Raw genomic sequence first — 13,003 nt, 5'->3', positions numbered from 1 at the left:
GAAATCTACACATATCAACGTAAAGATTATATCACCATTCATTTTTTTCTTCAATTAATATCCTTGACTTCATAAAAAATTCATTTTATCATAAGATTAGAAAATATGTTCTTAATTGCACATTTGTGCATTCCATCTTCATTTATTTAAGAAAGGAGCCGCCATGAAACGAAGAGATGAACGCTTTCTGATGAAAGTAGCTGATATGTATTACCGCGATGAATTATCCCAGGATATGATCGCATCCAAGCTGAATATATCCAGGACAACCGTTTCCCGCGCACTGACCTCTGCCAAACAGGCCGGATATATTAAAATTGTGTTTGATTTTCCCACCGAATCCTCTGTGGAGATTGAAAAACAGATTGAAAAGAAATATAACATTAAGGAAGCCGGCGTCGCCCTCGTAAATAATCCTTCTGAATCAAAATACGAAGTATCTAAAACGGCTGCCCGTTATCTGGCACGGGTATTAAAAAATAATATGGTAGTTGGCCTGACCTGGGGCCGGACTATGAAGCGTCTGATCGACGCTTTTGACGAAGAAAATCTGGGAAAGACATTAAAGATCAAGGGAGTCCAGGTAGTTCCGTTTCTGGGGACCAATTCCCCTTCCTCCACGGACAATGATTATCTGAGGCTTACTTACTCAAGTCTGTTATCCTCTAAACTGGCCGAATTGATCCGCGGAATCAATTACAGTCTTCCAGCTCCTATGTATGTAAAGAACCCAGAGCTTTACAACCTTTTGATCCAGGAACCAGAAATTTCCATTACCTTAAAAAAAGCAACCCAATGTCAGGTTGCTCTAATCGGCATTGGACTTCCCAATGAAGATTCTGCCATTGGGTGTCTGGATGAAGAAAAAGCGCAAATGCTTCGTGAACTAAAAAAAGAAGGTGGCGTAGGAGAAATTCTGGGCCGTGTCTTTGACCAAAACGGACAGACCATTCACAGCGACTTTGATCAAAAGATCATTGGTCTTTCTCTGGAGGATCTTCGAAAAATTCCAACCAGAGTCGGTATTGCCTATGGTACCAAAAAAATAGAGGCCATCAAAGTGGCCTTACAATCCGGTTTGATCAACGTGCTGATCACTGATCACTTAACTGCTCAGGAATTATTAAACGAATAATTATAAGAATGCTATTCGGCCTCCTTGTGGCGGCGTGTGTGCCCGCTTTGCTGACATTATCATTTTCACACGCCTGCCATTTGCCGGAGGCTTTTATTCCATAAGCTCTTTACAATATTCTACACTAATATCTTCATACTGTTTAAATACAGCATCCGCTTCTTTCATATCACTCATTGGAAAATCCATATTGGAAAATCCGAGACAGAACATTCCCGCTTTCTTAGCTCCTATCGCTCCGTTTGGTGAATCCTCAATTACCATACAGTTTTCTGGTCTCATCTTCATTCTTCGTGCTGCTTCGAAAAAAATATCCGGCGCCGGCTTTCCATGTGCTACCTCCCAGCCACTGACCAGCGCATCAAACCACTGTGTAATCCCAAAGGAATCCAACATTTCCCTAATCTCTTCAATTGTAGATGATGAAGCTACCGCAATGGGATACCCGGCTTTTTTGACATGATCGATAAACTCCAGAACGCCTCGAATCGGTGCAATCCCAGCTTCCCGGAAAATCCTGTTCTTCGTAGCATATAACACCTCCAGATACTCCTCCGTCGAAATATGCTCTGCATGAAAATCCCTGCTCATCACCTTCCATTGATATTCATGAGTTGTTCCTATAAATTGCATGTGGTATTCGTACGGTACATCATATATCCCCAAAGACGCCAATGCTTCGTTTTTCACATCCACATACAGTCGTTCTGAATCGGAAATCACTCCATCCATATCAAAAATAACAGCCTTTAACATTTTGCCTTATCCTCACTTTCTATTTATAGAAGAAACAGTCCCGCAACGATATGAACAACAAATGCTGCTACCCATGCAATGGCACACTGTCCCAATGCGACCAGTAGCGCCCATTTACCTCCCAGTTCCCGTTTCACAGATGATACTGCTGCCACACATGGTGTATAGAGCAGACAAAAAATCAGCAAAGCCACTGCTGCCACTGGTGTAATCACTCCTACAAGACTCTTTGTAGAGCCAAACAATACGGATAAGGTAGAAACAACACTTTCCTTTGCCATAAATCCTGTAATCAATGCTGTAGAAATTCTCCAGTCTCCAAATCCAAGCGGCCGAAAGATCGGTGCGATCACACCTGCCACTGCTGCCAATAAGCTGTCATGAGAATCTACGACCACATTCATATGTATATCAAAAGTCTGCAAAAACCAGATAACCATCGTAGCAATAAAGATTACCGTAAATGCTCTCTGCAAAAAGTCCTTTGCCTTTTCCCATAAAAGCTGTGTCACATTTCTTGCTCCTGGCATACGATAATTTGGTAATTCCATTACAAATGGCACCGGCTCACCTTTGAACACTGTTCCATTAAACACCAACGCAGTAATAATCCCCATCAAAATACCAAACATATATAATCCCACCATGACCAATGCTCCATGTCCAGGGAAAAATGCTGCTGTAAAAAATGCATAGATTGGAAGCTTCGCAGAACAGCTCATAAATGGAGTCAGTAAAATAGTCATCTTTCGATCTCGTTCAGATGGCAACGTTCGACTGGCCATAACGCCAGGAACGGTACATCCGAATCCGATCAACATAGGAACAATACTTCTTCCAGATAACCCAATCTTTCGAAGCAGTTTATCCATAACAAAAGCAACTCTTGCCATATAACCACTATCTTCCAGCATGGACAGGAAGAAAAATAACGTTACAATGACCGGCAAGAAGCTTAAGACACTTCCTACCCCATTGAAAATTCCATCAATAATCAATGAATGAAGTACCTCATTCACATTCGCTGCCAAAAGCGCCTGATCTACCACAGCCGTCAACATCCCAATACCAGCCTCCAGCCATTCAGACAGTTTAGCACCAATTACATTAAATGTCAGAAAAAATACCAGTCCCATAATTCCAACAAAGGCTGGAATTGCTGTGTATTTGCCCGTTAAGATGGCATCCATCTTTCTGCTTCTTACATGTTCCTTACTTTCCTTTGGTTTTACCACGGTTGCATCACACACTCTTTGAATAAAAGAAAATCTCATATCCGCAATGGCCGCTGCCCGATCCAAGCCACGTTCTTCTTCCATCTGCAAAATGATATGCTCGATCATCTCTTCCTCATTCTGGCTCAGCGAAAGAGCTTTTAAAATCAATGGATCCCCTTCTACCAGCTTGTTGGCAGCAAATCGAACCGGAATTCCTGCCTTTTTTGCATGGTCCTCGATCAAATGCATAATTCCATGCAGACATCGATGAACCGCTCCTCCATTTTCATCAGAATCACAAAAGTCTTTTCGCTTTGGTGCCTCCTGATATCTGGCAATATGAACCGCATGGTCAATCAGCTCCTGTATTCCCTGATTCTTTGCCGCAGATATTGGAATAACCGGAATTCCCATAAGCTCTTCCATCTCATTGACCAAAATGGAACCTCCATTCTCCCAGACTTCATCCATCATATTCAATGCCAATACCATAGGGGTATCCAGCTCCATCAGCTGCATAGTCAGATATAAATTTCGTTCAATATTTGTAGCATCTACAATATTGATAATTCCCTTTGGCTTTTCGTTTAAAACAAATTCTCTCGTTACGATTTCCTCACTGGTATACGGTGACATGGAATAAATACCAGGAAGGTCTGTTACTAGTGTATTCGGCTGTCCCTTAATAACACCATCCTTTCGGTCTACCGTCACACCCGGAAAATTTCCCACATGCTGATTAGATCCGGTCAACTGATTAAACAACGTAGTTTTTCCACAGTTTTGATTGCCTGCCAGCGCAAAGGTCAGCTTTTCCTCCACTGGCAGAGGATGCTCCTCTTCCTTAATATGAAATTTTCCTCCCTCGCCCAGTCCTGGATGCCTTGCTTCTTTTCTACTTTTAGTACTTTGCTTTTTCTCCGTTTTTTCATGCATATTACTGATCTCAATCTTCTGAGCATCTGCCAGCCTTAAGGTTAATTCATATCCGTGAATCTCAAATTCAATGGGATCACCCATGGGTGCATATTTTACCATTGTAATTTCCGCACCAGGAATCACTCCCATATCAAGAAAATGCTGGCGAAGTGCTCCTTCTCCACCTACAGAAAGAATGGTTGCAGTTTTTCCTATTTTTAAATCCTTTAATGTCATCTTTTGTATCCCCTTTCAAAAGAGCTAATTGATAACTATTATTTATTGATAATTATTCTCATTAAAGTATAGTGTGTATTTCCTACTTTGTCAATAAGATTTTTATATTTTTTCAACTATATAAAAAGAAGGAGCATTGCTCCTTCTATAAATTTTCTAATATTACTTTCATTTTTTTCAATACTGCATCTTCTGTCATAGAACCTATGGTTTCCCTGGCAATTTCTTTTAATCTTTCACTGGCATTTGCCACTGCATAGCTGTATTTTGCCCGTTTTAACATAGGAATGTCATTGTCCGCATTTCCAAAAGCAACTGTTTCCTCTGGAGTAATTCCATAATGCTCCTGAAGAATAGACAGTCCTTTTCCCTTATTGGCATCCTTCGGCATAAAATCAAGATATAAGTCTCCTGCCATACACACATCCATCTCATCTGACCAAAGTTTTTGCATCTTCTCTTCTATTACCGAAGAGATTCCCTTACGATTATATACAGAAACCTTACAGATATCCGTCAATGCTTCCACATCCTCCACCTGTTTGGCACAATAACCATAACTTTTTGTCATGCGTTCATAAAACTTAGGCGAATCCTTTCCAATAAAGGCGCAATCCGGTCTGCAGGCCATAATCTCATAATCCTCTCCCAGTGCTTTGGCATCCCTGATCAGCTGATGGTAATCTTCATCTTCAAATTTCATAGAAGCCACAAATTCACCCGCTGCTATATCCGTTCCATTATCTGCCAAATAAATAATATCATCTTTTACCTGAAAAAAAGTCTTCTTAATGCTAGGCTTCTGACGCCCGCTGGCAACCGCGAAAATGACTCCTTTTTCTCTGAATTTTTGTATAATGTCATAATATTCTGGATTTAAATTCCTGCTGCCTTCTTCTACAATGGTGTCATCTACGTCAGTAATTACTAATTTAATCATCTTTCCATCCTCTTATACTATATATTTAAAAATCCATCCGGTCTATTTTCGATTACCCAGATCGTATGGCGTAGCCTGGTATACATAATAATTCAGCCAATTAGTATACATCATGTTGGCATGGCATCTCCAGGATTTGATCGGTCCCTTAGCCGGATCATCATCCACATAATAATTCTGTGGAACATCAATTTCTAATCCCTTCGCCACATCCCGTCGATATTCATAATCCAGTGTCAGAACATCATATTCCGGATGTCCGGTTACGAAAATCTGACTTCCCGTTTCATTCATAATCAGATATGGTCCTGCCTCTACAGACTCTCCTACAATTGTCAGTTCTTTACAATTCCTGATAGCATCCATATCACTGGCTGTATAGCGAGAATGTGGTACATAGAAAATATCATCAAATCCCCTTACCAACGGTGTCTTTTTATGTATTGGGTAATGCTTGTACACACCAGACAGCTTCTTATCCAGAAAAATCTTCTTAATCCCATAATGATAATACAGTCCAGCCTGCGCTCCCCAGCAAATATGAAGTGTTGAAGTAACATTAGTCTTGGACCATTCCATAATCTCTTTTAATTCCTCCCAATACTTCACCTCTTCAAATTCAATCTGCTCCAGCGGTGCTCCCGTAATGATCATTCCATCAAATTTTCTATGCTTGATCTGAGAAAAGAACATATAAAACTTCTCCATATGAGATTCGGAAGCATGTCGTGGGCGATATGTTTCCGTCTGTAAAAATGTAATGTCAATCTGCAATGGTGTATTAGACAGGCTTCGGAGCAGATGCAGTTCTGTATCTTGCTTCGTAGGCATCAGATTTAAGATTACAATCTCTAATGGACGAATATCCTGTGAGATTGCCCTCTCCATATCCATGACAAATACATTTTCCTTTTCTAAAATTTTTTTTGCCGGTAACTCCTTATCGATTCTAATCGGCATACTAAGACCACCTTCCTAACCAATCATATCTATAAACTGTTCCTCCGTGATGATTGGAATTCCTAATTCTTTTGCTTTTTTGTTCTTTGAGGAACTGCTGTTTTTATCATTATTGATCAAATAATCTGTCTTTGAAGTAACGGATCCGGTTACCTTTCCTCCCAACTCTTCCACTTTGGCTTTTACTTCCTTTCGATTTTTAAAGTGGTGAACGGCTCCGGTAATCACAAATGTTACCCCATCAAAAATTGCTTCTTTACTGCTTTCTTCCATTTTTTCAAATGTAATGATTTCTTCCAACTTAGACAAAATCTTCTGGTTATGCTCATTGGCAAAATAATGGACAATGGATTCTGCAATCACCTGTCCAATTCCATCGATCGTTATCAGTTCTTCTACATCTGCATTCTTAATGGATTCCCAATCAGAGTGGAAATGCCGGCAGATCAGCTTTGCATTAGACAATCCAACATTTAAAATTCCCAATGCATAAATAAAATTTGGAAGCAATACATTTCTAGACTTTTCAATGGATTTTACCAGATTGTCGTAGGATTTTTCTCCAAATCCTTCCATCGCAACGATAGCTTCCTTTTCTTCTTTTAGTCGATATAAATCCGGAAGCTCTGTCAAAAGTTCCTGTTCGATCATCTTATTTAACGTCGCTTCTGACATTCCATCAATATTCATAGCATCTCTGGATACAAAATGTCCAAAAAGCTTTAGCTTCTTAGCACTGCAAAATTCATTGGAGCAATACAGTGATTTTACCCCATTCTCTTCCTTTACCACAGTCTCTCCACCGCAGGCCGGACAATAGGCAACTGGAACAATGGTATTACTTCTGGTATGATTTTCGGCCACCTGGGGAATGATCATATTCGCTTTATAGACCGTGATCTCATCGCCTTCTCCCAATTCCAGCCCCTCTACGATGCTCAAATTATGAAGACTGGCACGACTTACCGTTGATCCTTCCAATTCTACTGGTTCAAATACCGCTACCGGATTGATCAATCCAGTTCTGGATGGACTCCATTCAATATAAGAAAGCTTTGTCACAGCTGTCTCATCTGCCCATTTAAACGCAATGGAATTCCGCGGAAACTTGGCTGTTCTCCCAAGACTTTCCCCATAGGCAATATCATCATAGATCAGAACCAATCCATCAGATGGCTCATCCATCTTTCCAATCTTTTGTGAAAAGTGCTCTACCGCCTGAGCAATGGTATCACGGGTTACTCGTTCATACTCCACCACTTGAAAACCAAGGCTGGAAAGCCACACAAAACGTTCTTCGACAGAATTGGGAAGCACAACTCCCTCTGCACTTACCAAATGAAATGCATAAAACTGCACCTTTCTTCTGGCCGTCACTTCATTATTCAACTGTCTCACAGAACCACTGCAAAGGTTTCTTGGATTCTTATACTTTGCATCCACTTCCTGAATGCTGGCATTCATAGCCTCAAAATCCGAATATCGAATAATCGCTTCTCCTCTCAACACCAGTTTTCCATCAAAATCAATATGGGCTGGCAGATTTTGAAATGTCCTCGCATTGTTCGTTATGACCTCACCCACCTGTCCATTTCCTCTGGTAACTGCTTTTACTAAGCTTCCACCTTCATAGGTCAAGACAATCGTCAGTCCATCCAGCTTCCAGGACAGAATTCCATCCTGATCATCCAGCCAGTCAGCAAGTGCTCTCACATCCTTTGTCTTATCCAGAGAGAGCATTGGTGATTCATGAGGTTCTTTCTCCAGTTCTGTCAGTAATTCATACCCAACATGAATCGTAGGACTATTGGCAAATACCGTATTGGTCTCCTTTTCGAGGGCCACCAATTCATCATACTTCTGATCATACTCGTAGTTGCTCATAATCTCTCTATTTTCCTGATAATAAGCTTTGCCAGCTTCGTTTAGCTGACGAATCAACTCTTTCATTCTAGTTATCTGGCTCATTGAAAAGCTCCTTTTTCAATTTATTAATCTCATTCTTCGTTAATTTTCGATACGTACCTGTCTTTAATTTGCCCAATTCAATATCCATAATACGTACACGTTTTAAATTCAGTACACGATATCCGAAATATTCACACATTCGCCTGATCTGGCGATTCAATCCCTGCGTCAATATAATCGAAAATTGATTTTTACTCAGCTTCCTCACTCTACATTTTCGCGTAACCGTATTCAAAATCGGCACGCCATTCCGCATACCGTATAAAAATTCAATCGTAACCGGCTTATCGACAGTCACAATATATTCCTTTTCATGATAATATCTGGCCTTCTGGATGCGGTTGGAAATCTCTCCATCATTGGTTAAAAGAATCAGGCCCTCTGAATCCTTATCCAATCTTCCGATAGGATAAATCTTCGTATGGTAGTTGATAAAATCAATGATATTATCCTTTTCCCGCTTCTGTGCTGTACAAACAATTCCCCGCGGCTTATTGAATGCGATCAGTTCCAGTTCTTCGATCAACTCTACTGGCTTGCCCTGAAACCGCACATCCTGATTCTTCGTCACCTTCATTCCTGGTACAGCAACCTTACCATCTACCGTAACCAGACCATCTTGAATAAAAATATCCGCCTGCCTTCTAGAACAAATGCCTGCATCACTCATATATTTATTTAATCGAATTGTCTCAAAGGTAAATTTTTTCTTCATATGCATCCCCCAGATTAAATTTAATATCATTATAGCGAATCACAACCAGAAATGCAATCACACAAAAAGAGTGCTGTGACCGATCAAACACAACACTCTTCCTGCTCATCCTTCTACCACTTATCGTAGTCAACTATCTATCCTACCGATATGCTTATTATAACATGCTTCTTTTTCATCTTCTATAAGAAAATATGTGCCGGTGTTTTATCTGCACATTTATTCACATACAGACAAAGTGTTCCTTTCTTACTCTTCTGGTTCAGACGATGTTTTTGCATTTGATGAATCTTCCGTCTCTGATTGATGTTTCTTGGATTTTAAATTATTCAATCGTTCTTTCCAGCCTCCAAAATCGAAACGTTCTTTTATATTCCACCTGGATTTTATTTCTCCTTCTCTTCTGTGACGTCCATCAGAATCTTTTTCCCTCATCATCAGGCTATAAATACATGGAATCACAAGCAAGGTCAGCAACGTACCGTAAATCAATCCGCCAATAGTTACAACTGCCATAGGCTGTGACATCTCGGAACCCATGCCTACGCCGACTGCCATTGTGGATAATCCAAGAATCGTTGTCAATGCTGTCATAAAAATCGGACGAATACGCATGGCACCTGCTGTAACAATGGCATCATCCTTTTCATATCCTGCTTCCCTCAACTGATTGATCGTATCCACCAAAACAATCCCATTGTTTACAATAATACCAGAAAGCATTACAAAACCAATCATTGCAATCACACTTAAGTCCATACCTGCTATCAACAGACCGATTAATCCTCCTGTAAATGCCAATGGTATGGTAAATAGGATAATAAATGGTGACAGTAGAGACTGGAACTGTGCAACCATGATCAAATACATAAATGCAATGGCAAGCACCAACATTAGCGCCAGCTGTTTCATCATCTCGTATACGGATTCTGCTTCTCCCCCCATCTCCAGACTATAACCTTTTGGAAGATCTATCTTATCCAGTTTCTTTTCAATCTTATCACTTAATAAGGTAGGATTATATCCATCCTTTACCCCTGCCGTTACGTTAATATATCGTGTCTGATTTTCTCTGGAAATACTGGAGAGACTATCAGAAGCCTGAACGGAAGCAATCGATGTCAATGGTACTTCTTTTTCTTCTCCTGCAAAGGTTGCAGAAATCTTCATCTTCTTCAATTTCTCTCTCGATGCAGCATAAGAAGAATTCTTCTCCACGATCACATCGTAAGTATCTTCTCCCTGAGTCACTGTAGTTGCTGTAGTTCCTTCTGCCAGTTCAGCAGAAATTGCCTGATAAACCTGAGCAACGGTCAGACCATTTTGTACCGCTTTTTTCTTATCTACTACAATATGAACCTCATCCGTGGTCTCTTCCTGTCCATTGGAAACCTCTGTGCTTCCTTTCGTCTTCGTAATTACTTCTGCTACCTGGTCAGCGATTTCTCTTAGCTCATCCATGTCCGTTCCCTTCACGCTAACCGAAATGCCAGTTCCAGCAACTGCTCCCATATCCATATTGCTTCCACTGATATCCAGCTCACAGCCAAAATCTTTTGTTTTCTCTTCAATCTTCTTTTGAATCTGCTTATTGGTCAATTGCTTATCTTCTTTTAACATTACATACATAGTCACAGATTTTTCTCCAGTGGAACTGCCTCCTGCAGACATCATGCCTGTACCGCTATTCTGCATGCTTCCAATCTTCTCAACATCTTTGATTTCCAGTACTTTGGAAATTACAGCATTGGACATATCCACCATTTCTTCCTGACTGGAACCCTCCGGCATTGTCAAAGTCATACTCATCTGTGTACTTTCCATATCTGGGAACAAAGAAAATCCTTTCTTGGAGATTCCCCAGACACTTCCTGCAAATAACGCTGCTGTTACGACAAGCACGATCACACGCTTGCCTAAGAGCTTATCCATTCCCTTTATATAAACTTCTTTTACACGGTCGATCAGACGATTTTCCTTTGATGATACTTTGCTAAGTACCCCTGATGCCATCATCGGTACAACAGTAACCGCAACAATCAAGCTGGCCGTCAGTGAAAATCCAATGGTCAATGCCATGTCGGTAAACAGCTCTCTCGTAAGCCCCGTCGTAAATACAATTGGCAAAAATACAGATATTGTCGTTAAGGTAGAAGCTGTAATGGCTCCTCCTACACCTCTGGCACCTTCTACTGCCGCTTCCTTTACATCCATACCATCTTTTCTCAGTCGATAAATATTCTCAATTACTACGATAGAGTTATCGACCAGCATACCGACTCCAAGAGCCAGTCCTGATAGAGATATAATATTCAACGTAATTCCGGTAAAATACATCAGTACCAGTGCAAATATTACACTGATCGGTATGGAGAAAGAAATCACCAGTGTTGGTCTGATATCTTTCAAAAACAGGAATAAGATGATCATCGCCAGAATTGCACCATAAATCAGATTATGCAGTACAGAATCCACGATCATATCAATATAAATTCCCTGATCCATTAAATTCGTATAATGCAGACCTTTCTTCGCGGACTTTAATTGATCCAATTTCTTTGTAATCGAATCGGATACCTGAGCAGCAGAATAGGTAGATTGCTTCTGGATGGACAGAAGAATCCCGTCATTCTCATTTACTTTACAGTATGTATCAGCTGCATTGTTAACCACTGCCACATCTGCCACATCACGCAGACGAATTGGATTGATTCCATCCACTCCCACATCCAGCAGGACCATGTCCTCCAACTCTTTCTGGCTGGTTACTTTATCCCCCACGCGAACCAGATACTGTACGTTATCCTCTGTAATATATCCGGCAGGCATTTCAAAATTCTGTGCCTGCAGCAGACTTTTTACCGTGTCAACCGTTATTGTTTTTGACATATTAGCCGCTGCCAGTGCTTCTTCTCTTGCCTGATCCAGCTGCTCCCTCTGTGATTCTATCTTGCTGCTACTAGATGAAAGAGAAATCTCTGCGCTGTTTAGCTTGCCCGTTGTATCCAGAGACTGCTGATCCAAGGTCTGGATCTTGGAAGTAATCGTCTTTTGCCCACTCTTGATCTGCTTTAAGGCACTACTTAGATTGGATACCTGCTTATTCAAACTTTTGATGGTGTTATTTAATGTCTTTACCGTACTCTGATAACCGGCGATTTCCGTCTTTAAAGCCTTTGCTTCATCAGAATCTCCCATTCCTGCGTCTACCAGCTTTTCCAGCTGCTTCTTTAATTTTGAAATTGTAGCTTCCAGCTGCTTTTTCTGTGCCTTTGCTTCCTCAATCTTAGATTGCAGCGTCAGCTTTGAGCTAGTAATTTGAATTTCCTTTTCCGTCGCACTTAACTGGGCATCATTTAATGCCTTTTTGGCTTTTGCCAGCTGCTGATTGGCAGATGTCCGCTGAGAATCCAGTTTGTTCTTTGCTTCCTCTACTTTACTTTCTGCTTCATCTAATTTAGCATCTGCTTCATCAAATTCACCATTAATGGCTTTTTGAATTTTGTTATTCAATTTTGAAATCTTTTCTTCATTAATAATAACATTGATATTTTCATCCAATAACCCTGCTGTTGATACGGAAGCCACTCCATTTACAGATTCCAATGATGGCTTTAATGTCTTTTCTACATATTGAGAGAGCTCCCCTGCTTCCATTTTATCTGAATCAATGGCCGTAACCAATACTGGCATCATATCCATGCTGATCTTCATGATTGTCGGATTACCAACTTCGTCCGGAAACTGGTCTGAGATCATATCCAGGTTCTCTCTGATATCAATGGTTGCTGAATCCATATTGGTATCACCCTCAAATTCCAACGCAACAATGGATAGATTCTCACTGGACTGGGAAGTCATATTTTTCAATCCACTGACACTGGCCAGACTCTGCTCTACCGTCTTTGTGACTGTCTCTTCTACAGCTTCCGGTGCCGCACCTCCGTATGTTGTCATAACCATCACATACGGTAGATTCATATTTGGAAGAAGATCCGTCTGCATCTTTGTAAAAGAAACAATTCCCAGTATCAACACTAATATAACCGCTACTATGATAGTAAATGGTTTTCGAACACTAAATTTTTCTATCATTTCTTTCTCCTTGTACTCCTGATATCCTTTGGTCTCTATACACTGACCATTTCCACTCGCTT

Annotated in this window: 8 protein-coding genes; 1 reads left to right on the top strand and 7 read right to left on the bottom strand. The window is 40.6% G+C overall.

The features are described 5' to 3' along the window. The first annotated feature begins 163 nt into the window (after nt 1-163). Complete coding sequence (locus BHF69_RS02230; protein WP_075669458.1) at nt 164-1,135, top strand: sugar-binding transcriptional regulator; 972 nt, start codon at nt 164-166, stop codon at nt 1,133-1,135. A gap of 93 nt (nt 1,136-1,228) precedes the next feature. Here the strand turns inward: BHF69_RS02230 and BHF69_RS02225 are convergent, their stop codons facing one another. The 7 genes from BHF69_RS02225 to BHF69_RS02195 form a co-directional block, all read right to left on the bottom strand. Further along, nucleotides 1,229-1,891 carry an HAD family hydrolase gene (locus BHF69_RS02225; RefSeq protein WP_075669457.1) on the bottom strand — a complete coding sequence of 221 codons (663 nt, stop codon included), beginning with the start codon at nt 1,889-1,891 and terminating at the stop codon, nt 1,229-1,231. Nucleotides 1,892-1,914: 23 nt separating this feature from the next. Beyond that, entirely contained in the window at nt 1,915-4,263 is a 2,349-nt protein-coding gene (gene feoB, locus BHF69_RS02220) for a ferrous iron transport protein B (RefSeq protein WP_075669456.1), read from the bottom strand. 145 nt (nt 4,264-4,408) lie between these two features. Beyond that, a complete protein-coding gene (locus tag BHF69_RS02215; RefSeq protein ID WP_075669455.1) occupies nt 4,409-5,203 on the bottom strand; it encodes a Cof-type HAD-IIB family hydrolase in 795 nt (264 codons plus the stop codon). Nucleotides 5,204-5,245: 42 nt separating this feature from the next. Continuing rightward, nucleotides 5,246-6,163 (bottom strand): homoserine O-acetyltransferase MetA, encoded by a 918-nt coding sequence (metA, locus tag BHF69_RS02210; protein ID WP_075669454.1) that lies wholly within the window; start codon nt 6,161-6,163, stop codon nt 5,246-5,248. Nucleotides 6,164-6,178: 15 nt separating this feature from the next. Continuing rightward, entirely contained in the window at nt 6,179-8,131 is a 1,953-nt protein-coding gene (ligA, locus tag BHF69_RS02205) for an NAD-dependent DNA ligase LigA (RefSeq protein WP_075669453.1), read from the bottom strand. Next, nucleotides 8,115-8,846, bottom strand: coding sequence for a pseudouridine synthase (locus BHF69_RS02200; RefSeq protein WP_075669452.1), 732 nt, complete (start codon nt 8,844-8,846; stop codon nt 8,115-8,117). The genes ligA and BHF69_RS02200 overlap by 17 nt, the downstream gene beginning before the upstream one ends. Nucleotides 8,847-9,095: 249 nt before the next feature. Next, complete coding sequence (locus BHF69_RS02195) at nt 9,096-12,941, bottom strand: efflux RND transporter permease subunit (protein ID WP_075669451.1); 3,846 nt, start codon at nt 12,939-12,941, stop codon at nt 9,096-9,098. Nucleotides 12,942-13,003 lie beyond the last annotated feature (62 nt).

Origin of the sequence: Anaerostipes sp. 992a (genome assembly GCF_001940245.1) — a bacterium.
Lineage (GTDB): Bacteria > Bacillota > Clostridia > Lachnospirales > Lachnospiraceae > Fimousia.
This window is presented reverse-complemented; position numbering and strand designations above follow the sequence as displayed.

What these genes read in the sequence shown, in the direction of transcription:
- BHF69_RS02230 (WP_075669458.1), top strand. Translation starts at nt 164, where the DNA reads ATGAAACGAAGAGATGAACGCTTTCTGATGAAAGTAGCTGATATGTAT.
- BHF69_RS02225 (WP_075669457.1), bottom strand. Translation starts at nt 1,891, where the DNA reads ATGTTAAAGGCTGTTATTTTTGATATGGATGGAGTGATTTCCGATTCA.
- feoB (WP_075669456.1), bottom strand. Translation starts at nt 4,263, where the DNA reads ATGACATTAAAGGATTTAAAAATAGGAAAAACTGCAACCATTCTTTCT.
- BHF69_RS02215 (WP_075669455.1), bottom strand. Translation starts at nt 5,203, where the DNA reads ATGATTAAATTAGTAATTACTGACGTAGATGACACCATTGTAGAAGAA.
- metA (WP_075669454.1), bottom strand. Translation starts at nt 6,163, where the DNA reads ATGCCGATTAGAATCGATAAGGAGTTACCGGCAAAAAAAATTTTAGAA.
- ligA (WP_075669453.1), bottom strand. Translation starts at nt 8,131, where the DNA reads ATGAGCCAGATAACTAGAATGAAAGAGTTGATTCGTCAGCTAAACGAA.
- BHF69_RS02200 (WP_075669452.1), bottom strand. Translation starts at nt 8,846, where the DNA reads ATGAAGAAAAAATTTACCTTTGAGACAATTCGATTAAATAAATATATG.
- BHF69_RS02195 (WP_075669451.1), bottom strand. Translation starts at nt 12,941, where the DNA reads ATGATAGAAAAATTTAGTGTTCGAAAACCATTTACTATCATAGTAGCG.